Annotated in this window: 20 protein-coding genes and 1 pseudogene; 16 read left to right on the top strand and 5 right to left on the bottom strand. The window is 46.1% G+C overall.

Annotation, left to right across the window (positions count from 1 at the left end; translation table 11 throughout):
- The first annotated feature begins 1 nt into the window (after position 1).
- Both opuAB and opuAC read left to right on the top strand, forming a co-directional pair.
- Positions 2-850, top strand: coding sequence for a glycine/proline betaine ABC transporter permease subunit OpuAB (gene opuAB / locus NST79_RS01795; RefSeq protein ID WP_003241221.1), 849 nt, complete (start codon positions 2-4; stop codon positions 848-850).
- Positions 850-1,731, top strand: coding sequence for a glycine/proline betaine ABC transporter substrate-binding protein OpuAC (opuAC, locus tag NST79_RS01800; protein ID WP_003234700.1), 882 nt, complete (start codon positions 850-852; stop codon positions 1,729-1,731). The genes opuAB and opuAC overlap by 1 nt, the downstream gene beginning before the upstream one ends.
- Positions 1,732-1,769: 38 nt before the next feature.
- Here opuAC and NST79_RS01805 read toward each other — a convergent pair whose 3' ends face one another.
- Entirely contained in the window at positions 1,770-2,921 is a 1,152-nt protein-coding gene (locus tag NST79_RS01805) for a M20 peptidase aminoacylase family protein (RefSeq protein WP_114523688.1), read from the bottom strand.
- Between the two features lie 149 nt (positions 2,922-3,070).
- On the opposite strand from NST79_RS01805, the gene NST79_RS01810 reads away from it, so the two are divergent.
- The 5 genes and pseudogenes from NST79_RS01810 to NST79_RS01830 all read left to right on the top strand — a co-directional run bounded on the left by NST79_RS01810 (position 3,071) and on the right by NST79_RS01830 (position 10,148).
- Positions 3,071-4,504 carry a YfcC family protein gene (locus NST79_RS01810; protein ID WP_003246402.1) on the top strand — a complete coding sequence of 478 codons (1,434 nt, stop codon included), beginning with the start codon at positions 3,071-3,073 and terminating at the stop codon, positions 4,502-4,504.
- A gap of 115 nt (positions 4,505-4,619) precedes the next feature.
- A pseudogene (locus NST79_RS01815) lies at positions 4,620-5,221 on the top strand (DUF6773 family protein).
- A 148-nt stretch (positions 5,222-5,369) separates the two neighbouring features.
- A complete protein-coding gene (gene amyE / locus NST79_RS01820) occupies positions 5,370-7,349 on the top strand; it encodes an alpha-amylase (RefSeq protein ID WP_069322347.1) in 1,980 nt (659 codons plus the stop codon).
- Positions 7,350-7,525: 176 nt separating this feature from the next.
- Positions 7,526-8,491: an L-lactate dehydrogenase gene (locus NST79_RS01825; RefSeq protein ID WP_014478761.1), complete on the top strand. Its 966-nt coding sequence runs from the start codon at positions 7,526-7,528 to the stop codon at positions 8,489-8,491.
- Between the two features lie 31 nt (positions 8,492-8,522).
- Positions 8,523-10,148 (top strand): L-lactate permease, encoded by a 1,626-nt coding sequence (locus tag NST79_RS01830; RefSeq protein ID WP_044052646.1) that lies wholly within the window; start codon positions 8,523-8,525, stop codon positions 10,146-10,148.
- Positions 10,149-10,191: 43 nt separating this feature from the next.
- Here NST79_RS01830 and bmr3 read toward each other — a convergent pair whose 3' ends face one another.
- Positions 10,192-11,730 carry a multidrug efflux MFS transporter Bmr3 gene (gene bmr3, locus NST79_RS01835; RefSeq protein ID WP_015252872.1) on the bottom strand — a complete coding sequence of 513 codons (1,539 nt, stop codon included), beginning with the start codon at positions 11,728-11,730 and terminating at the stop codon, positions 10,192-10,194.
- Between the two features lie 112 nt (positions 11,731-11,842).
- Here bmr3 and NST79_RS01840 point away from each other — a divergent pair, with 112 nt between their 5' ends.
- From NST79_RS01840 to NST79_RS01850, 3 genes are all read left to right on the top strand, one after another.
- Positions 11,843-12,307 (top strand): MarR family transcriptional regulator, encoded by a 465-nt coding sequence (locus tag NST79_RS01840; protein ID WP_003246360.1) that lies wholly within the window; start codon positions 11,843-11,845, stop codon positions 12,305-12,307.
- Between the two features lie 73 nt (positions 12,308-12,380).
- Positions 12,381-13,010: a LysE family translocator gene (locus tag NST79_RS01845; RefSeq protein ID WP_003246469.1), complete on the top strand. Its 630-nt coding sequence runs from the start codon at positions 12,381-12,383 to the stop codon at positions 13,008-13,010.
- Between the two features lie 69 nt (positions 13,011-13,079).
- Complete coding sequence (locus NST79_RS01850) at positions 13,080-13,841, top strand: YqcI/YcgG family protein (protein ID WP_044052645.1); 762 nt, start codon at positions 13,080-13,082, stop codon at positions 13,839-13,841.
- A gap of 1 nt (position 13,842) precedes the next feature.
- Here NST79_RS01850 and NST79_RS01855 read toward each other — a convergent pair whose 3' ends face one another.
- On the bottom strand, positions 13,843-15,183 hold the full coding sequence (locus NST79_RS01855; RefSeq protein ID WP_212060609.1) for an amino acid permease: 1,341 nt from the start codon (positions 15,181-15,183) through the stop codon (positions 13,843-13,845).
- A 129-nt stretch (positions 15,184-15,312) separates the two neighbouring features.
- Here NST79_RS01855 and NST79_RS01860 point away from each other — a divergent pair, with 129 nt between their 5' ends.
- Both NST79_RS01860 and nadE read left to right on the top strand, forming a co-directional pair.
- Positions 15,313-15,909, top strand: coding sequence for a DUF1989 domain-containing protein (locus NST79_RS01860; protein ID WP_003246345.1), 597 nt, complete (start codon positions 15,313-15,315; stop codon positions 15,907-15,909).
- Between the two features lie 129 nt (positions 15,910-16,038).
- A complete protein-coding gene (gene nadE / locus NST79_RS01865) occupies positions 16,039-16,857 on the top strand; it encodes an ammonia-dependent NAD(+) synthetase (RefSeq protein ID WP_019712417.1) in 819 nt (272 codons plus the stop codon).
- 49 nt (positions 16,858-16,906) lie between these two features.
- On the opposite strand, the gene tmrB is transcribed toward nadE, so the two are convergent.
- On the bottom strand, positions 16,907-17,500 hold the full coding sequence (gene tmrB, locus NST79_RS01870; protein ID WP_212060626.1) for an AAA family ATPase: 594 nt from the start codon (positions 17,498-17,500) through the stop codon (positions 16,907-16,909).
- A 277-nt stretch (positions 17,501-17,777) separates the two neighbouring features.
- Between tmrB and NST79_RS01875 the strand changes: the two genes are divergently transcribed.
- Positions 17,778-18,338: a shikimate kinase gene (locus NST79_RS01875; RefSeq protein ID WP_019712415.1), complete on the top strand. Its 561-nt coding sequence runs from the start codon at positions 17,778-17,780 to the stop codon at positions 18,336-18,338.
- 26 nt (positions 18,339-18,364) lie between these two features.
- Here the strand turns inward: NST79_RS01875 and NST79_RS01880 are convergent, their stop codons facing one another.
- Complete coding sequence (locus tag NST79_RS01880) at positions 18,365-19,168, bottom strand: class I SAM-dependent methyltransferase (RefSeq protein ID WP_284690828.1); 804 nt, start codon at positions 19,166-19,168, stop codon at positions 18,365-18,367.
- Between the two features lie 75 nt (positions 19,169-19,243).
- Here NST79_RS01880 and NST79_RS01885 point away from each other — a divergent pair, with 75 nt between their 5' ends.
- From NST79_RS01885 to NST79_RS01895, 3 genes are all read left to right on the top strand, one after another.
- The gene (locus NST79_RS01885; RefSeq protein WP_212060611.1) at positions 19,244-20,218 is read left to right on the top strand and encodes a LysR family transcriptional regulator; all 975 of its coding nucleotides are present in this window, start codon (positions 19,244-19,246) and stop codon (positions 20,216-20,218) included.
- A gap of 71 nt (positions 20,219-20,289) precedes the next feature.
- The gene (gene cah / locus NST79_RS01890; RefSeq protein WP_049140234.1) at positions 20,290-21,246 is read left to right on the top strand and encodes a cephalosporin C deacetylase; all 957 of its coding nucleotides are present in this window, start codon (positions 20,290-20,292) and stop codon (positions 21,244-21,246) included.
- Positions 21,247-21,329: 83 nt separating this feature from the next.
- A complete protein-coding gene (locus NST79_RS01895; RefSeq protein ID WP_129092922.1) occupies positions 21,330-22,112 on the top strand; it encodes a nucleotidyltransferase domain-containing protein in 783 nt (260 codons plus the stop codon).
- The last annotated feature ends 40 nt before the right edge of the window (positions 22,113-22,152 follow it).

The following is a 22,152-nucleotide window of genomic DNA, read 5'->3' on the forward strand; positions in this document are numbered from 1 at the left end:
GATGGATAGACTGCCTAGAATACCTTTAGCAGATATCATTGACCGTTTTGTTGACTGGATTACGATGACGTTTGGCGGATTCTTCGACGGAATCGCTAACGGTTTGGCTGCTTTTGTAAATGGAATTGTCAGCGGACTCGGATTTATTCCATCTATTTTGTTAACAATTATTTTCGCTGCACTTGCGTGGTGGATCAGTACAAGGGGAATTGCGTTATTTACATTGATTGGATTCCTTCTGATCGATTATTTAGGATATTGGGACCCAATGCTGCAAACATTGGCGCTTGTGTTGACATCTGTGATTATTTCGATTGTGGTCGGGGTACCGATCGGAATTTGGGCGTCTCAGAAGGAAACGGTTCGCCGTATTGTAACGCCAATTCTTGATTTAATGCAGACAATGCCTGCTTTCGTATATCTATTGCCGGCGATTTTCTTCTTTAACATCGGTGTTGTGCCGGGTGTTGTTGCATCTGTTATCTTCGCGATGCCGCCGACAATCCGCATGACTGTTCTCGGTATTAAACAAGTGCCGGCGGATCTGATTGAAGCGACTGAGGCATTCGGTTCTACAACAGCTCAGCGTTTGTTTAAAGTTCAGCTTCCGCTTGCGACAAAAACGATTTTGGCCGGAATTAACCAGAGCATCATGCTTGCGTTATCAATGGTTGTTATCGCCGCAATGGTCGGTGCACCGGGACTTGGTTCTGAAGTATACAGTGCCGTTACACAGCTGAAAACCGGGGTCGGAGTAGAGGCCGGTATCGCCATCGTTATCGTTGCCATTACCCTGGACCGTATTACTCAAAATATTAAAGTGAAGAAGAAAAGCAGGGGGAATGCCTGATGCTTAAAAAAATCATCGGCATCGGCGTTTCCGCCATGCTGGCGCTCTCACTTGCGGCTTGCGGTTCAGAAAACGATGAAAATGCATCCGCAGCAGAACAGGTGAATAAGACCATCATCGGGATTGACCCCGGTTCAGGGATTATGTCCCTGACTGACAAAGCGATGAAGGATTATGACCTGAATGACTGGACATTGATTTCAGCGTCAAGTGCTGCGATGACCGCTACGCTTAAAAAGTCATACGACCGTAAGAAGCCGATTATCATTACAGGATGGACTCCGCACTGGATGTTCTCCAGATATAAGCTGAAATATCTCGATGATCCGAAACAATCTTATGGCAGCGCAGAGGAAATCCATACGATCACACGCAAAGGCTTCAGCAAAGAGCAGCCGAATGCCGCAAAGCTTCTGAGCCAGTTTAAATGGACGCAAGACGAAATGGGCGAAATCATGATCAAGGTGGAAGAAGGCGAGAAACCTGCCAAAGTTGCTGCTGAGTACGTGAATAAACACAAGGATCAGATTGCCGAATGGACAAAAGGCGTTCAAAAGGTGAAGGGAGACAAAATCAACCTTGCCTATGTGGCGTGGGACAGTGAGATTGCAAGTACAAACGTCATAGGCAAAGTCTTAGAAGACTTGGGCTATGAGGTAACACTTACTCAGGTAGAGGCTGGGCCGATGTGGACTGCAATTGCGACGGGAAGTGCGGATGCATCCCTTTCCGCATGGCTGCCGAATACCCATAAAGCATACGCCGCTAAATATAAAGGCAAATATGATGATATTGGCACCAGTATGACTGGTGTGAAGATGGGGCTTGTTGTTCCTCAATATATGAAAAATGTCAACTCAATTGAAGATTTGAATAAATAATGAAGAAAGCAGCCTGTAGCCAGGCTGCTTTTTTTGCGTTAAGAAGCGTTAGCGGCAGCAAGTGATTCCGCCTTCTGAAATGTTTTGAGCACGGCGTTCGCCAAAATATGAATGCCGGTAAATATCGCATTTCTGTCAAAGGTCATGTGCGGATGATGGAGCCCCGGCTGGAGCCCGCAGCCTAGTCCGAGCATCGTTGTTTTCAGATTCGGCACCTTCACGGCGTAAAAATGGAAATCCTCTCCGCCGGTAGTGACAAGCGGGTCATCAAGCCGCTCAGCCCCGATGATATCTGTAATGGCTTCTGCCATGATCGCTTCAGCTTCTTTGTTTTGTGTTGCCGCAGGAAGGCTGTGTTCTTTTTGCAGCTCGATTTTTGCGCCGAATGCAGCGGCGGCCGCTTCACAGGCTCTTTCTGTTTCGGCGATTAACGCCTCCATGGCTTCATTGGTCTGTGCGCGCAAATCAAGGCTGAACGATGCTTTTCCTGGAATGATGTTAGAGCTTTCACCGCCGGCTTGAAGTTTTGTCATTTTGACGGTATGCGGGATTTGCGGGTCAATATGAATGAGTCCGAGCTTATGTACAAGAAATGCCGCAATTTCAATGCTGTTTTTCCCGAGGTGCGGACGGGCGCCATGAGCCTCTTCCCCGATGATCGTTCCCTCAATGTGCTGGCTTGATCCGTGCAGAATAGACGGAGCGCAGCGGCCGTTCTGTGTTTCCTGGATCGGACGGACGTGAACGCCATACAAATAGTCGATATCATCAAGCACGCCTTCTTCTATCATTTTCAAGGCGCCGCCGCCTTTTTCTTCTGCCGGCTGAAAGATAAAACGGATTGTGCCCTTCGGAAGCTCAGGTTGTTTTTTGAGCAGCATTAACGTGCCCAATGCCATTGTCATATGTGAATCGTGTCCGCAGGAATGGTTGGCGCGAAATGTGCCGTTAACCTCCTGCCACAGCGCGTCAATATCAGCGCGTACCGCTACAACAGGTGAGCCTGAGCCGATTTCGCCGACAACCCCGGTGCAGTCTGAAAACGTGCGCGTCCGGCACCCTAAATCCTCAAGCTTTTGTTTCAAAAATGAAGTTGTCTCATATTCCTTCCAGCTGACTTCAGGGTTCGCGTGCAGATGCTCGAAGATGTCCATAATGGTTTGTTTCATGTCTTCTGAAAGCTTTTGCATGGTAAGAAATACCTCCTTCTATCAGAATGAATTTTTACCTTCTTTACTTTATTTATATTGAAACAGGAAGATAGGCTGTATATAATATAGCACATATTGCTACTATTCAGAATAATTAATATTTTCAAACAGAGGGGATGGATCGAAATATGAGTATGCCAGCAGCCGAAACACAGCCTAAGAAAAAACGAATGACATTTAAAATGCCTGACGCCTATGTCCTCTTATTTATGATTGCTTTCATTTGCGCAATCGCTTCATATATTGTGCCGGCAGGTGAATTTGACCGCGTGACAAAGGGGGATGTCACGACCGCTGTTCCGGGAAGCTATCATTCAATTGAACAGTCTCCGGTCAGCTTGATCAGCTTTTTTACTTCTCTACAGGATGGAATGGTTGGATCAGCACCCATCATCTTTCTGATTCTATTCACAGGCGGCACCATTGCTATTCTAGAAAAAACGGGTGCCATCAATGGCCTGATTTACAATGTCATCAGCAAATTCCGCACAAAGCAATTATTATTTATTTGTATTGTCGGCGCATTGTTCTCCATTCTCGGAACAACCGGGATTGTCGTGAATTCAGTTATCGGTTTTATCCCCATCGGCCTCATTGTGGCACGATCCTTAAAATGGGACGCAGTCGCGGGAGCCGCTGTTATTTACATCGGCTGCTACGCTGGATTTAACTCCACCATATTATCACCGTCACCGCTCGGTTTATCACAATCAATCGCGGAGCTCCCTCTTTTTTCTGGAATCGGCCTGCGAGTTGTGATATACATATGCTTTTTGCTGTCTTCTATTATTTATATCTATTTGTATACGAGAAAATTAAAAAAATCAAAAGATGCCAGTGTGTTAGGAACAGATTGGTTCCCTGCGGCAGGAATGGGCGAAGCCGGTAAAGAAGAAGATCAGTCAGTGCCGTTTACCGTTCGCCATAAGCTGATTTTGGCTGTGGCGGGACTCTCACTTGTCGGATTTTTATACGGCGCTTTGAAGCTTGGCTGGTCAGATTCCCAAATGGCTGCAACATTTATTTTTATTTCTGTCCTTGCCGGTTTAATAGGCGGGCTTGCGGCGAACGATATTGCCAAAACCTTCATTACGGGCTGCCAAAGTCTTGTATACGGGGCGCTGATTGTCGGGATGGCACGAAGCATTTCCGTTATCCTTGAAAATGGAAAGCTTCTCGATACTGTCGTCAATGCTTTGGCTTCACTTTTGGATGGATTCAGCCCGATTGCTGGGGCAATCGGCATGTATATCGCCAGTGCGCTGCTTCATTTTCTCATCTCTTCAGGTTCTGGCGAAGCCGTTGTATTTATTCCAATCCTGGCGCCGCTCGCTGATTTGATGGGAATCACGAGACAGGTTGCGGTTGAAGCGGTTATGCTTGGAGAAGGGGTCGTCAACTGTGTGAACCCGACATCCGGCGTTCTCATGGCGGTGCTTGCCGCCAGCGGTATTCCGTATGTCAAGTGGCTGCGGTTTATGGTGCCGCTTGCTCTGATTTGGTTCTTGATCGGGCTTGTCTTTATCGTGATCGGCGTCATGATCAATTGGGGGCCGTTTTAACGATTGCTGCCCGCCGGCTTGTACGGCGGGCTTTTGAGTTATTCATTGCAGAAGCGCAGGCTGTTATTGTAACATGTAAGCCATAAGCCATTCGTAAAAGTGCGGGAGGAAGGTCATGAATAATCTGCGTAATAGACTTTCAGGCGTGAATGGGAAAAATAAGAGAGTAAAAGAAAAAGAACAAAAAATCTGGTCGGAGATTGGGATGATAGCGGGAGCATTTGCGCTGCTTGATGTGATCATCCGCGGCATTATGTTTGAATTTCCGTTTAAAGAATGGGCTGCAAGCCTTGTGTTTTTGTTCATCATTATCTTATATTACTGCATCAGGGCTGCGGCATCCGGAATGCTCATGCCGAGAATAGACACCAAAGAAGAACTGCAAAAACGGGTGAAGCAGCAGCGAATAGAATCAATTGCGGTCGCCTTTGCGGTAGTGGTGCTTACGATGTACGACAGGGGGATTCCCCATACATTCTTCGCTTGGCTGAAAATGATTCTTCTTTTTATCGTCTGCGGCGGCGTTCTGTTTCTGCTTCGGTATGTGATTGTGAAGCTGGCTTACAGAAGAGCGGTAAAAGAAGAAATAAAAAAGAAATCATCTTGAAAAATAGATGGTTTCTTTTTTTGTTTGGAAAGCGAGGGAAGCGTTCACAGTTTCGGGCAGCTTTTTTTATAGGAACATTGATTTGTATTCACTCTGCCAAGTTGTTTTGATAGAGTGATTGTGATAATTTTAAATGTAAGCGTTAACAAAATTCTCCAGTCTTCACATCGGTTTGAAAGGAGGAAGCGGAAGAATGAAGTAAGAGGGATTTTTGACTCCGAAGTAAGTCTTCAAAAAATCAAATAAGGAGTGTCAAGAATGTTTGCAAAACGATTCAAAACCTCTTTACTGCCGTTATTCGCTGGATTTTTATTGCTGTTTCATTTGGTTCTGGCAGGACCGGCGGCTGCGAGTGCTGAAACGGCGAACAAATCGAATGAGCTTACAGCACCGTCGATCAAAAGCGGAACCATTCTTCATGCATGGAATTGGTCGTTCAATACGTTAAAACATAATATGAAGGATATTCATGATGCAGGATATACAGCCATTCAGACATCTCCGATTAACCAAGTAAAGGAAGGGAACCAAGGAGATAAAAGCATGTCGAACTGGTACTGGCTGTATCAGCCGACATCGTACCAAATTGGCAACCGTTACTTAGGTACTGAACAAGAATTTAAAGAAATGTGTGCAGCCGCTGAAGAATATGGCATAAAGGTCATTGTTGACGCGGTCATCAATCATACCACCAGTGACTATGCCGCGATTTCCAATGAGATTAAGAGTATTCCAAACTGGACACATGGAAACACGCAAATTAAAAACTGGTCGGATCGATGGGATGTCACGCAGAATTCATTGCTCGGGCTGTATGACTGGAATACACAAAATACACAAGTACAGTCCTATCTGAAACGGTTCTTAGAAAGGGCTTTGAATGACGGGGCAGACGGTTTTCGATTTGATGCCGCCAAACATATAGAGCTTCCGGATGATGGGAGTTACGGCAGTCAATTTTGGCCGAATATCACAAATACATCTGCAGAGTTCCAATACGGAGAAATCCTGCAGGATAGTGCCTCCAGAGATGCTGCATATGCGAATTATATGGATGTGACAGCGTCTAACTATGGGCATTCCATAAGGTCCGCTTTAAAGAATCGTAATCTGGGCGTGTCGAATATCTCCCACTATGCATCTGATGTGTCAGCGGACAAGCTAGTGACATGGGTAGAGTCGCATGATACGTATGCCAATGATGATGAAGAGTCGACATGGATGAGCGATGATGATATCCGTTTAGGCTGGGCGGTGATAGCTTCTCGTTCAGGCAGTACGCCTCTTTTCTTTTCCAGACCTGAGGGAGGCGGAAATGGTGTTAGATTCCCGGGGAAAAGCCAAATAGGTGATCGCGGGAGTGCTTTATTTGAAGATCAGGCTATCACAGCGGTCAATAGATTTCACAATGTGATGGCTGGACAGCCTGAGGAGCTCTCGAATCCGAATGGAAACAACCAGATATTTATGAATCAGCGCGGCTCACATGGCGTTGTGCTGGCAAATGCAGGTTCATCCTCTGTTTCTATCAATACGCCAACAAAATTGCCTGATGGCAGATATGACAATAAAGCTGGGGCAGGTTCATTTCAAGTGAATGATGGTAAACTGACAGGCACGATCAATGCCAGGTCTGTGGCTGTGCTTTATCCTGATGATATTGCAAAAGCGCCTCATGTTTTCCTTGAGAATTACAAAACAGGTGTAACACATTCTTTCAATGATCAACTGACGATTACCTTGCGTGCAGATGCGAATACAACAAAAGCCGTTTATCAAATCAATAATGGACCAGAGACGGCGTTTAAGGATGGAGATCAATTCACAATCGGAAAAGGAGATCCATTTGGCAAAACATACACCATCATGTTAAAAGGAACGAACAGTGATGGTGTAACGAGGGCCGAGGAATACAGCTTTGTTAAAAGAGATCCAGCTTCGGCCAAAACCATCGGCTATCAAAATCCGAATCATTGGAGCCAGGTAAATGCTTATATCTATAAACATGATGGGGGCCGGGCAATTGAATTGACCGGATCTTGGCCTGGAAAACCAATGACTAAAAATGCAGATGGAATTTACACGCTGACGCTGCCTGCGGACACGGATACAACCAACGCCAAAGTGATTTTTAATAATGGCAGCGCCCAAGTGCCCGGCCAGAATCAGCCTGGCTTTGATTACGTGCAAAATGGTTTATATAATGACTCGGGCTTAAGCGGTTCTCTTCCTCATTGAGGGCAATGCTAGACGGGACTTACCGAAAGAAACCATCAATGATGGTTTCTTTTTTGTTCATAAATCAGACAAAACTTTTCTCTTGCAAAAGTTTGTGAAGTGTTGCACAATATAAATGTGAAATACTTCACAAACAAAAAGACATCAAAGAGAAACATACCCTGGAAGGATGATTAATGATGAACAAACATGTAAATAAAGTAGCTTTAATCGGAGCGGGTTTTGTTGGAAGCAGTTATGCATTTGCGTTAATTAACCAAGGGATCACAGATGAGCTTGTGGTCATTGATGTAAATAAAGAAAAAGCAATGGGCGATGTGATGGATTTAAACCACGGAAAGGCGTTTGCGCCACAACCGGTCAAAACATCTTACGGAACATATGAAGACTGCAAGGATGCTGATATTGTCTGCATTTGCGCCGGAGCAAACCAAAAGCCTGGTGAGACACGCCTTGAATTAGTAGAAAAGAACTTGAAGATTTTCAAAGGCATCGTTAGTGAAGTCATGGCGAGCGGATTTGACGGCATTTTCTTAATCGCGACAAATCCGGTTGATATCCTGACTTACGCAACATGGAAATTCAGCGGCCTGCCAAAAGAGCGGGTGATCGGAAGCGGCACAACACTAGATTCTGCGAGATTCCGTTTCATGCTGAGCGAATACTTTGGCGCAGCGCCTCAAAACGTGCACGCGCATATTATCGGAGAGCACGGCGACACAGAGCTTCCTGTTTGGAGCCACGCGAATGTCGGCGGTGTGCCGGTCAGTGAACTCGTTGAGAAAAACGATGCGTACAAACAAGAGGAGCTGGACCAAATTGTAGATGATGTGAAAAACGCAGCTTACCATATCATTGAGAAAAAAGGCGCGACTTATTATGGGGTTGCGATGAGTCTTGCTCGCATTACAAAAGCCATTCTTCATAATGAAAACAGCATATTAACTGTCAGCACATATTTGGACGGGCAATACGGTGCAGATGACGTGTACATCGGTGTGCCGGCTGTCGTGAACCGCGGAGGGATCGCAGGTATCACTGAGCTGAACTTAAATGAGAAAGAAAAAGAACAGTTCCTTCACAGCGCCGGCGTCCTTAAAAACATTTTAAAACCTCATTTTGCAGAACAAAAAGTCAACTAACCGCAACTTTAGAGTAAAGGGCTGATTGTCAATGTGGGAGCAGTTGTATGATCCGTTTGGAAACGAGTATGTGAGCGCACTTGTGGCGCTCACTCCGATTCTCTTTTTTCTTTTGGCTTTAACTGTTTTGAAAATGAAAGGCATTCTTGCGGCATTTCTTACCCTAGCCGTCAGTTTCTTCGTCTCCGTTTTGGCATTTCATATGCCGGTTGAAAAAGCGATTTCTTCTGTTTTGTTAGGAATCGGGAGTGGGCTGTGGCCTATTGGCTACATCGTCCTGATGGCGGTGTGGCTGTATAAAATCGCAGTGAAAACCGGGAAATTTACCATTATTCGGTCCAGCATTGCCGGCATTTCGCCTGACCAACGATTACAGCTATTATTAATTGGTTTTTGTTTTAACGCGTTTTTAGAAGGCGCGGCCGGTTTTGGTGTTCCGATTGCGATTAGTGCGGCGCTGCTCGTCGAACTTGGTTTTAAACCGTTAAAAGCGGCAGCGCTCTGCTTGATTGCAAACGCAGCCTCCGGAGCCTTTGGGGCGATCGGAATTCCTGTCATCACAGGGGCGCAGATTGGTGATTTGTCTGCTCTTGAGCTGTCACGGACATTAATGTGGACACTGCCGATGATCTCATTTTTAATACCATTCCTGCTTGTATTCTTATTAGACCGAATGAAAGGAATCAAACAGACATGGCCCGCTCTTCTGGTTGTGAGCGGTGGGTATACAGCGGTTCAGACACTGACAATAGCGGTGCTCGGGCCGGAATTAGCAAACATTTTGGCGGCCTTATTCAGCATGGGCGGGCTTGCCCTCTTCCTCCGCAAATGGCAGCCGAAAGAGATTTACCGCGAGGAAGGGGCCGGCGATGCTGGTGAGAAAAAGGCATACCGTGCCGCTGACATTGCGAAAGCGTGGTCTCCTTTCTACATTTTAACTGCGGCGATCACCATCTGGAGCCTTCCTGCCTTCAAAGCGCTTTTCCAAGAAGGCGGCCTGTTATATCAATCAACGCTCCTGTTCAAAATGCCTTTTCTGCATCAGCAAATTATGAAAATGCCGCCGATTGCGCCATCTGCCATGCCGTTAGATGCAGTCTTTAAAGTTGATCTGCTGTCAGCGACTGGTACAGCGATTTTAGCGGCGGTCATTGTGACAGGGCTGTTCAGCAATAAGTTCTCCTCTCGGGATGCCTTTGCTTCCCTGAAGGAGACAGGAAAAGAGCTGTGGGTGCCGATTATGACGATCTGCTTCGTGATGGGGTTTGCCAATCTGGCCAACTTCGCAGGGCTCAGCTCTTCAATTGGGTTAGCATTGGCGAAAACAGGAGACCTGTTCCCGTTTGTCAGTCCTGTTCTCGGCTGGATTGGCGTGTTCATCACCGGTTCTGTTGTCAGCAATAATGCTTTGTTCGGCCATTTGCAGGTTGTCACCGGAGCGCAGATCGGTGCGGGTTCAGACTTGCTGTTAGCCGCAAATACGGCGGGCGGTGTCATGGCAAAACTTGTTTCTCCTCAATCTATCGCCATCGCTGCCGCAGCGGTCGGCCAAACAGGCAAGGAATCTAAACTGTTTAAAAGGACAGTGGCGTACAGCCTGATTCTGTTATTGATCATTTGTATATGGACGTTTATTCTTGCAAGATTAGGAGTGTAATAGAAAAAAGCAGTACATGCCCAGCATGTACTGCTTTTTTATGTTAATTTGCTTTCTTTTTCATTTCGGCTGTTGTTTTCACTCTGGCTTTCCCCATAAATAAAATGGTAACCGCCGCGAGGACAATTGGAATCAAAGCGAGCAAAAATACATACGTAATACTTGATGACATCGCGTCAATAATGCGATTCAGGATCGCATCAGGAATCTGGGAACGTGTTCCCGCTTGGAATATCTCCTGCGGGTCGCCAATATTTTGCGCAGCACCTGATCCCGCTGAGCCTTTCATCCCGCTGAAGGCGTCGGTCAGCTTGTTCGTGAATACGTTTGTTTGCACCGTTCCGAAAATGGTGACGCCTAAGGTCATGCCAAATGATCGCAAAAATGAATTTGTAGAGTTTGCCGTTCCCCGAAAGCGAGGTTCAAGATCATTCATCGATGCCGCCGGTAGCAGGGAGAAGTTAAAGCCTACACCAAAGCCTGAAATCATCATGAAGACTGTCAGCCATACCCGTGCTGTGTCAGGCGTCATATTGGAAAGAAGCAGCATGCCGATAAAGAAAGCTATAACAGATATCAGCATCAAATTGCGGAAGCTTGCCTTCGTTTGGAAGATCCCGCCGATCATGCTTCCGATGACTGATCCAATCATCATCGGCGTCAGAATGAAGCCCGCGCTTGTCGCCGAGCTGCCGTAGACCGCCTGAACGAAAATCGGAATAAATACCGCTAAAATAATAAATGTTCCGCCATACAGGAAAGCGAGAATCTGTGCTGTGGCAAACAAGCGGTTCTTAAACATCCAGAAAGAAATAATCGGCTCTTCTGCTTTTCTCTCCACAATAAAAAAGGCAATGAAGAAAACGGCGAATACAATAAACAGCCCAATGATCTGAATGGAGTTCCAATCGTATGTTTTGCCGCCAAGCTCAAGGGCGAACATCAGGCATACAATGGATACGACTAAGGTAATCGCGCCGCCCCAGTCTATTTTCTGCTTTCTGTGCTCCAGAGATTCTTTGTAGTAGCGAATAATGAAAAACAATGACAATGCGCCGATCGGCACATTGATGTAAAACACCCAGTGCCAGCTGATCGAATCTGTAATGATCGCGCCTAAGAGCGGACCAAGAACACTTGATAATCCAAATACAGCACCGAACATGCCGGACATTTTTCCGCGTTTTTCCGGCGGAAACAAATCAAAGATAATGGTAAAGGCAATCGGCAGGAGCGCGCCGCCTCCGATCCCTTGAATGGCCCGGAAGATGATCAGCTGATTCATCGTCTGGGCAATCCCGCATAAAGCCGAACCGATTAAGAAAAAAATAAGTCCAAACAGGAAAAAACGTTTTCGGCCGTACATATCGGAAAGCTTGCCGTAAATCGGCATGCCAGCCATAACCGCCACCATATAGGATGCCGTCACCCAGGCAAATTTATCGAAGCTTCCAAGATCGGCTACGATATTGCCCATCGCGGTGGCAACAATCGTATTGTCCATTGCAGACATCAAGATGCCCAACAGGAGACCGAGGACCACAAATTTGGTGGAAGCCTGTTTTGCTGTTGTTGTGTCCATTTGTTCTACCTCCTCTTACTTTTCTATGTAAGTTCTGATATCATGATAATAGTTTGATTGTTGAATATCTCGATTATCAAGATAAACTCGATTTTATAGGGAGGACTGTCAGTTGTCAACAAGAAATTCCAGAAGTGAGTTGGAAAAGACTGCTGTTCAGCTTTTTCGAAAACTGGGCACAAGAACGGTTCTGTTTCATCAGGCAGCCGCTCAAGCTCTCGGTCTGTTTCCCACCGATTTGAAATCAGCTGACATTTTAAATGAAGCAGGGCCGATGACGGCCGGAGAGCTGGGGAAAAAAACCGGCCTCAGCACGGGTTCCGTCACGGCGCTTGTTGACCGGCTGGAAAAAGCGGGGTATGTGGCTCGTGAAAAGGACCCGAACGATCGCAGGAGAGTCGTAATCGTCCCTTTGACTGCTTCGAAAAAACATATAAAGGATTTGTTCCGTCCTCTGTCTGAGTCAACGATGGATTTGTGCCGCGAATATACGGAAGAGGAGCTGGAACTCATTTTCAGTTTTGTAGGCAAAGCTGCCGATATTATGGAGGAAGAGCTTGAACGTCTGAAACAGTAAGTGAATTTGTGCATAGCTTGGCCCGTTCCCGAATAAATTGTACAAGTTACATAAGAGAAGGGAGTACGGGCCGGTGAACATTTTTTTGAGCTATATTGTGCTGGGACTGTCCTTGTCTGCGCCTGTGGGGCCAGTGAATGCGGCGCAAATAGACAAAGGAATTAAAAACGGTTTTTGGCATGCATGGATTTTCGGTTTAGGCGCCATGACAGCGGATGGGCTGTACATGCTTTTTATCTATTTCGGGCTGTCACAGTTTTTGACCGCTCCATTTGTGAAAACGTTTTTGTGGCTCTTCGGCTTTTTTGTCCTGACCTATACCGGAATTGAAACGCTTAAAAACGTCAGAGAACCGATGGATGTGCGAAGCTCGCGGGGGAAACCGTCATACAGGAAAACATTCGCATCGGGTTTTCTCATTTCATTGTCAAACCCATTGAGCATCCTTTTTTGGCTTGGAATTTACGGAAGCATTCTTGCGAAAACAGCAGAGGCCTACAATATGAATCAGCTTCTAATCTATAGCTCCGGCATCATGATCGGCATTTTAATCTGGGATTTCTGCATGGCTATCACAGCCAGTACGTTCAGAAACCTGCTTCATGAAAAGCTATTGAGAGGATTGACCGGAATCGCCGGTGTATCCCTCCTTGTGTTTGGCTTTTACTTTGGTTATCAGGGCATCAAACAGTTATTGGGCTGATTCTTGAAGGACAGTCACCTGCCGCTTCCAGTTTTAATATAGTATCCAGATGATACTGGAGGTGGATCAATGGTGAATGGGATTTACACCAAAAGTTTTCTGGAACGTATTCAGGAAGAGCTTCCTGAATGGCAAAGAATCGCTTTTGAGCTGCTGGCAGAAACTCTGGGGGACGACGCGGATACGTTTCCGTGCATTCCCGGACGCCAGGCGTTTCTGACTGATCAGCTTCGGATTGCTTTTGCCGGAGATCCGCGGGAAAACTGTACAGCGGAGGAACTGGCTCCGTTGCTTGCGGAGTACGGCAAGATATCGCGGGACACGGGAAAATATGCATCCCTCGTTGTGTTGTTTGATACACCGGAAGATTTGGCGGAGCATTATTCGATTGAAGCGTATGAAGAGCTGTTTTGGCGCTTTTTAAATAGACTGAGTCATCAAGACGAAAAAGAATGGCCGGAAGACATTCCGGCCGATCCCGAGCATTATAAATGGGAGTTTTGTTTTGACGGCGAGCCGTATTTCATTCTGTGCGCTACACCGGGGCACGAGGCAAGAAGAAGCCGGAGCTTTCCTTTTTTTATGGTCACGTTTCAGCCAAGGTGGGTGTTTGATGACCTAAATGGATCAACTGCATTTGGCCGTAACATGAGCAGGCTGATCCGATCTCGTTTAGAGGCCTATGATCAGGCTCCGATTCACCCGCAATTAGGCTGGTACGGAGGAAAGGATAATCGTGAATGGAAGCAGTATTTCCTCCGTGATGACGAAAAACAGGTATCGAAGTGCCCGTTTTCTTATTTAAAGAACATGTTCAACAAAATGAAATAAATCAAGGACTGGCAGGGCGATCTTTATGACCCTGCTTTTTTTGATAGATCATGGTCACGATGGCGATGATCACGAGAAAACCTATGCTGACGAAAAAACCGGGCCGGCTTGATTTTTCAAACAATGTACCGGACACAGCCGCAGCAATCAGAACCATCGCTAAATAAATTTGCGTTTTTCCCATGCCCTCGGGATCAGTCAGCTTTTTGCTGGAGAACAGGATAAACAGCCAAGTGTATAAAAGCATAAGCCCCGCAGCTGTTGTCATATGCTCATAAATGTTTTTAGGCAGCACTAACGACAGAATAATGGAGAGAACAAGCCCCGCAAACGTCAGCCCAAGTGCCGGCCAGCATATTTTTTTGCCTTCCTTTAGAGTAAAGCATTTCGGCGCGTCGCCGTCATCAGCCATTGTACAAAGCAATGTCGTAACGGCAAAAAGCGAAGCGACAAGGGTCGAGAACCCGGCGATGATGAAAATCCCGTTAAATATATCAAGGATGATCTCAAGGTTATATCCTTTTAATGATGTAATGAACGGACTGTCCTGTTCAGTAAACGCGTGTAACGGAACCAAAAGCAGAGCCAGCCCGATTGAAATAATATAAATAATCGCCAGCGTTGCCAGCATCAGTTTCCCTGATTTAGACGCTTCCTCAGGTTTTTTTAAGTGAACCACCATCAGCCCCATGACCTCAATTCCGCCAAAAGCGTAAAACGCGTAGATTAAACCTGTCCACAGCCCCATGGCGCCGTATGGGAAAAACTCAATCGTCTTATTTGGAACATGTATGCCATGATTTCCGCCGGACAGGATACCGCATAAAGCCAGGATGGCAATGACAATAAACATAAAAATAGCAGCTGTTTTAATCACTGCCAGCACGTTTTCTGTTTTTTCAAAGACGGACAGGCCGGTGAAAATAATAAGGAGCCCAAGTACTGCGTAGATTGAGGCAAACACCCATAGCGGCACTTGAGGAAACCAATGCTTCGTAAAGAGCGAAATGGCTGTCAGCTGGCTTCCGGTAATCAGCATTTCTGATGTCCAGTACACCCAGCCGTTGCTGAAGCCTGCCCATTTGCCGAATGCTTTTCGGGCATACGCACAAAACGAGCCCTTTTCCGGCTGCTTCGCCGATAGCTTGGCGAGCTGTTCAAAGACAAAATACGTACCGATCCCTGCGATCAGAAATGAAAGGAGAACGGAAAAACCGCTTTTTACAATTGCGATGCTGGAACCGAGAAAGAAGCCTGTTCCAATCGTGCAGCCGACTCCGATCAGTGACAGCTGCCACCAAGCCAGATTCCCTTTTGGCTGGTCTTTTTTTGTTTGGCTCATTATTTATTCAACCCCTTTTATCTAAGGTTAGATTGTGATCTGTCCAAAGCTTATATACATCGGATTTTTGCCTCTTTTTACATGGAGAAGGAAGCAGACGCTCATACTAATGAAAAAAGGAGCAAACCAATGACACAGCAATATATTGTGGAGCCGAAAAAAGGGCTTGGGCTGAAGCTGAAAAAGGGGCAGATTTTAAAGGTGGTTGATGTAGAAGGGCAGCAGGTGGCTGATTTTGTCGCATACCATGCCAAGGATTTTTATGAACACCTTGATCAGGGAGCGACGATAGACGCCAATCACTCCATTCATGTGAAGGTCAACGACCATCTCTACTCCAACCTGTATAAGCCGATGTTAACCCTGATTGAAGATACGGTCGGCAAGCATGATCTGCTGTTGCCCGCCTGCCGTCCTGATATGAACAGGCTCTTATATGGGAAGCAAAAGGATGAGTTTCAGGATACGTGCTATGACAATATGAACCGTGCGCTTGAGCAGTTTGGCGTACCGAAGCCCCACATGCATTACCCATTTGCGATTTTTATGAATACTGTCCTTGATGAGAAAGGGAATCTGTCTGTGGAAACGCCGCTTTCGAATGCCGGAGATTATGTAAGGCTCAGGGCGGAGATGGATTTAATTGTCGCGTTTTCTTCCTGCCCGATTGAAAAAGGGAAATGCAATGGCGACAGTGTGACATCCATACGGGTTGAAGTCAGCTGATCTCTCTTGTTCACTGTGAATGAAGACCTGTGCTATATTTAATAGGGATACATAACAGTCATGATTCATTTTCATTGATTTGGGGAAATGATCAGTAACAAGGGAAAATGTACAGGAGGAATGATTGGGATGAGCATGCAGGAAAAGATTATGCGTGAGTTACATGTGAAGCCCTCAATTGATCCAAAGCAAGAAATTGAGGACCGAGTCAATTTTTTAAAACAATATGTAAAGAAAACCGGTGCTAAAGGCTTTGTATTGGGAATCAGCGGCGGCCAGGATTCAACACTTGCGGGAAGACTCGCTCAGCTTGCGGTGGAGAGCATTCGCGAGGAGGGCGGAGACGCTCAATTTATCGCTGTCCGTCTTCCGCATGGCACACAGCAGGATGAAGACGATGCCCAGCTTGCTTTGAAGTTTATTAAGCCGGATAAATCATGGAAGTTTGATATTAAATCGACAGTCAGCGCTTTTTCTGAACAGTATCAGCAGGAAACAGGCGATCAGCTGACGGACTTTAATAAAGGAAACGTAAAAGCAAGAACAAGAATGATCGCGCAATACGCGATCGGCGGCCAGGAAGGCCTGCTTGTGTTAGGAACAGACCATGCTGCTGAAGCAGTGACTGGTTTCTTTACGAAGTACGGTGACGGCGGAGCAGACCTCCTGCCGCTGACAGGCTTGACGAAGCGCCAGGGAAGAACCCTGCTGAAAGAGCTGGGTGCACCGGAACGCTTATACTTAAAAGAGCCGACTGCCGATCTGCTGGACGAAAAACCGCAGCAGTCGGATGAAACAGAGCTTGGCATTTCCTACGACGAGATTGACGATTATCTCGAAGGAAAAGAAGTATCAGCGAAAGTATCAGAAGCGCTGGAAAAACGCTACAGCATGACTGAACATAAACGCCAGGTTCCGGCGTCTATGTTTGATGACTGGTGGAAATAAGTTGAAGAAAGCCCGCTCTCGGAGCGGGCTTTTGTCGTGTACAGGAGCTTTATTTGATGCGGATATGATTCAGCTTGACCATTAATCTGTCGGTGAACCTTCGGAGGCTGCCTCTCGTATCAGGATCTAATGGGAGTTCAACTCTCGCGGCAATGTTCTCTGCCACATCCTGAATCGACAGGTTGTCTGTTTGAATGTGGTCCTCAAAAATGGGTGATGATAATCCTTCAACACAGCGGTTGATTTGTTTGGCGGCCCATGAGTTTTTTCCTTCTGCTCTGGTGCGCAGCCTTTTTAACAAGGTTTCCTTTGAAGCCATTAGTGTAAAGTGGTGAACGATCCTGCCTTCCTGTCTGAGCCTGCCGATGATCTCATTGAAGTATTCAGGATGTACAATCGTCATAGGCACAATAATGATGCCGCGGTATGTATCTGTCAGAGAAGCTAGCAAACTGTAATTGAACGCCCGCCATAAAGGATAGCTTTGAAAATCGTCCTTTGCGATCTCCTGCGGCACCATGGAGCGCAGCGCAAAACCCATTTTCTCGGGATCATACACGTAAGATGGGTTCAGCCTTCTGTGCAGTTCGAAGGCTGTTTGTGTTTTTCCCGAACCGAATGCCCCGTTTATCCAAATGATCATCGCCATTTCTCCCTTCCTATTTATCATACAGAAAAAGACCCTTCCATCGAAGAGTCAGCTGGAAAAACAATAAAGGCAGAAGGTTTTAATGCTTTTTTGCGTCGAAGTATTAAAATACCTGCAGAAATGTTGTACAATGAATGTCATTCAGGCAAAAATGGCTAAACAACAAAGCGCACTATAAGCTTGACCGGTAAAGCCGGTATCTATATAAATATTCGCTAAATAAGCATATAATGAATATAAAATTTCATTCCTTAGGAGGATTTCGCCGAAGATGAACGCTAAACGAGCCATCCCAGTAAGAGAAAGAAATATCGTCCTGATCGGATTCATGGGTGTAGGAAAAACAACAATCGGCCAATTGGTCGCTAAAAAATTATATAGAGATTTTATTGATATTGACCAAGAGATCGAAAAGGATTTCAATATGACAATTCCTGAGATATTTGAGAAAAAGGGAGAAGACTTTTTCCGGAAAACGGAGAAGGAATATATTTTAGACATCTGCCATCATAAACGATTCAAAATCGTATCTCTGGGCGGGGGATCTTTTAAACAAGAAGAAATCAGGAATTGCTGTCTGGAAAACTGTCTCGTGCTTCATCTGGACCTGTCATGGGAGAACTGGAAGCAGCGCGCGGATTTATTGATCGAAAGCCGCCCTGTACTGCATAACCGTTCAATGGATGAAATGGAACAGCTGTTTAACGAAAGAAAAGTCATTTATGACAAGCACAATTCAAAAGTGGCAACAGACAACCTTTCCCCGGAAGAGGTTGCCGATTACATTGTTGAGACATTAAAAATTGGCTGGGATCTTTATCAGCCGATGTAAAAAGCCGTGCGCAGCGCACGGCTTTTTTATCGTTTTATCCCTTGTATCAAAATCGCTTTTAAACAAAAGGAGATGGGCTGTCCGTTTTGGTTCAATGTAATACAGAACGTGTCGCGTGCTTCGTCTGATGCGTGATTCAAGTGGGTAATGATTTGTTTTTCCCGGTCAGCGGGAGTTCCGCCTCGTTTGATCCAGCTATCGTATTGAATCGGCAAATTCCACTTTTGGATGTCTTGATAGGCCAGTTGATTGGCGCTGAACATCGACTGCCATTCTGATAATGAGCTTTCTCGAACATGGGAAGGGTCTCGAAGCCGGTTCAAATGATTGACAAACTCATCAAGAATGGGATCTTCAGGCGCGTAATGATCAACTAAGAGAAAACGTCCGTCCTGTTTTAGTACGCGTGCAACCTCGCTGACAGCTTTGCGGACATCTGAAAAATGGTGGGCTGCGTATCGGCAGGTGATGATGTCAAATGAATCGTCGGGGAAGGGGAGTGACTCTGCCGTTCCTTGCTGAAAGCGTACGTTTTCAACTCCTTTTTCTTGCGCGAAGGAGGACGCAACCTCAACCATCTCTTTCGTTGCATCAACACCGATGCACTCCTGTACATAAGGAGAAAATGCCAGCGCCGTATGGCCGGCGCCCGCTCCGATATCCAGCACCCGATGCTCTGCCCGGCATTCCGCTGTTTTGATCATCAACCCCAAATCTTCCCCCTCGGCAAATACCTTTTCATCCCGATACATCTCGGCGTTTTTAGAAAACGGTGTTTCATTTGTCATTTGAACCAGCTCCTTCTTTTCGTAAATGATGATATGGATTATGTTAGCAATTTTTGTTATGATTCGTCCAAGATATAAAAATGATGAAAATGATAGGTTCAACCTATGGAGGCTGAAATGGATATTAAAGTGATGGAATATGCAGCGGAAATTGCCCGGCGCCAAAGCTTTACAAAGGCGGCGGAACATCTTCATATCGCACAGCCGTCTCTCAGCCAGCAAATCAAAAAGCTTGAGGCTGAGCTGGGGCTTACCCTTTTTCACAGATCCCATGGCTCTGTTACACTGACACCTCACGGCAGGCGTTTCATTGAAAAAGCCGAGGACATTATTCGTTCCAGAGATGATTTGCTTCGGGAAATGCAGGAGCGATCACAGGGAATCGGTCATAAATTATCCATCGGGATTCCTGCTGTAACAGGGAGATATCTCTTTCCCCCGCTGCTGAAGCAGTTTTTGGCGCGCTATCCTCATGTGGAGGTTCAGCTTGTTGAAAAAGATCCGGTTTCATTAGAGGAGATGACGGCAAAGGGAGAAGTTGACCTTTCTGTTTTATCCTTGCCCATCGAGGATGAACGGCTCTCCATTACACCCTTGCTCACGGAACCGGTTGTTCTCGCGATGCCGAAGGAAAAACAAAGGTGGATGCCGCCGGAAATGGTCGCGCTGATTGAGAAAGCGCTGGAAGAAGATGAGGGACGCCAGCCGTGTGTGCCGATTGACATGGTAAGGAACGTGCCCTTTATTCTGTTAAAAGAAGGCTTCGGCTTTCGCAGGACAGTTCTCGATCTCTGTGCGGAAAGCGGCTTTAAGCCGAATGCTGCCTTTAAGACGAGCCATATTGAAACCGCCCAATCTCTTGTGGCTAACGGATTAGGTGTGACAATGGCACCGAATATGGTCAGAAGGGATAAAGATCCGGGTGTGATCTATTTATCGATTCAATCCGCGCCATCACGAACCCTCGTCTTCGTCTTTTTAAAGAACCGCTATGTCAGTCTGACCGCCCAGGCCTTTATGGAACTAAGCCGGGAAAGTCTTAAACAAACGTTTGATGAAGGCTGTCTGGGAAACAAAGATGAAAATATTTAGAAAACAAAGACGAAACGTGGTAGTATAGGAATACAAACTAAATCTTATAAAACAAAGGGGAATAATCGGAAATGCAACTATTCGATCTGCCGCTCGACCAATTGCAAACATATAAGCCTGAAAAAACAGCACCGAAAGATTTTTCTGAGTTTTGGAAATTGTCTTTGGAGGAACTTGCAAAAGTCCAAGCAGAACCTGATCTACAGCCGGTTGACTATCCTGCTGACGGAGTAAAAGTGTACCGTCTCACATATAAAAGCTTCGGAAACGCCCGCATTACCGGATGGTACGCGGTGCCTGACAAGCAAGGCCCGCATCCGGCGATCGTGAAATATCATGGCTACAATGCAAGCTATGATGGTGAGATTCATGAAATGGTAAACTGGGCACTCCATGGCTACGCCACATTCGGCATGCTTGTCCGCGGCCAGCAGAGCAGCGAGGATACGAGTATTTCACCGCACGGTCACGCTTTGGGCTGGATGACGAAAGGAATTCTTGATAAAGATACATACTATTACCGCGGTGTTTATTTGGACGCCGTCCGCGCGCTTGAGGTCATCAGCAGCTTCGACGAGGTTGACGAAACAAGGATCGGTGTGACAGGAGGAAGCCAAGGCGGAGGTTTAACCATTGCCGCAGCAGCGCTGTCAGACATTCCAAAAGCCGCGGTTGCCGATTATCCTTATTTAAGCAACTTCGAACGGGCCATTGATGTGGCGCTTGAACAGCCGTACCTTGAAATCAATTCCTTCTTCAGAAGAAATGGCAGCCCGGAAACAGAAGTGCAGGCGATGAAGACACTTTCATATTTCGATATTATGAATCTCGCTGACCGAGTGAAGGTGCCTGTCCTGATGTCAATCGGCCTGATTGACAAGGTCACGCCGCCGTCCACCGTGTTTGCCGCCTACAATCATTTGGAAACAGAGAAAGAGCTGAAGGTGTACCGCTACTTCGGACATGAGTATATCCCTGCTTTTCAAACGGAAAAACTTGCTTTCTTTAAGCAGCATCTTAAAGGCTGATAAATGTGAAAAGCCGCCGCATATCATCAGGCGGTTTTTTTCTGCAAACTGCCGGAATGAGAACAGACTGGAGACGAATAGATATGAAACAAAGAATCATTGATGAATTAAAACGGATCGAGCAGTCATATGGAGTCAAAATCGTGTATGCCGTCGAGTCAGGAAGCCGCGCATGGGGATTTCCGTCGCAGGATAGTGATTACGACGTCCGCTTTATTTATGTGCCGAAAAAGGAGTGGTATTTTTCAATTGAGCAGGAGCGTGATGTCATTGAGGAACCGATTCACGATTTGTTGGATATCAGCGGCTGGGAGCTGAGAAAAACGCTTCGGCTTTTCAAAAAGTCAAACCCTCCGCTCCTCGAATGGCTGTCCTCAGACATTGTGTATTACGAAGCATTTACGACCGCAGAGCAGTTAAGAAAACTGCGCACGGAGGCATTTAAGCCTGAAGCAAGCGTGTATCACTATATCAATATGGCGAGAAGGAACGTCAAGGATTATCTACAAGGACAAGAGGTCAAAATTAAAAAGTACTTCTACGTTCTTCGGCCTATTTTGGCCTGCCAATGGATTGAAAAGCACGGAACCATACCGCCAATGGACTTTACTGTTTTGATGAATGAACTTGTTGCTGAACCCGAGCTGAAGGCTGAAATGGAAACTTTGCTTGAACGGAAAAGAAGAGGGGAAGAGCTTGACCTCGAAGCAAGAATCAATGTTATTCACCAATTCATTGAAACGGAAATCGAAAGAATCATGGAAGAGGCAAAAGAACTGAAGGCAGAGAAAAAAGATATGACACCTGAATTGAACCGTTTGCTTTTGAATACGGTTGAAGAAGTGTGGAAGGATGGAGGAAGCTGATGTTTTTTGTCGCTTCCTTTTCTCCTTTATTCGACAGAAT

Origin of the sequence: Bacillus sp. PS196 (assembly GCF_037963555.1) — a bacterium.
GTDB classification, from domain to species: domain Bacteria; phylum Bacillota; class Bacilli; order Bacillales; family Bacillaceae; genus Bacillus; species Bacillus subtilis.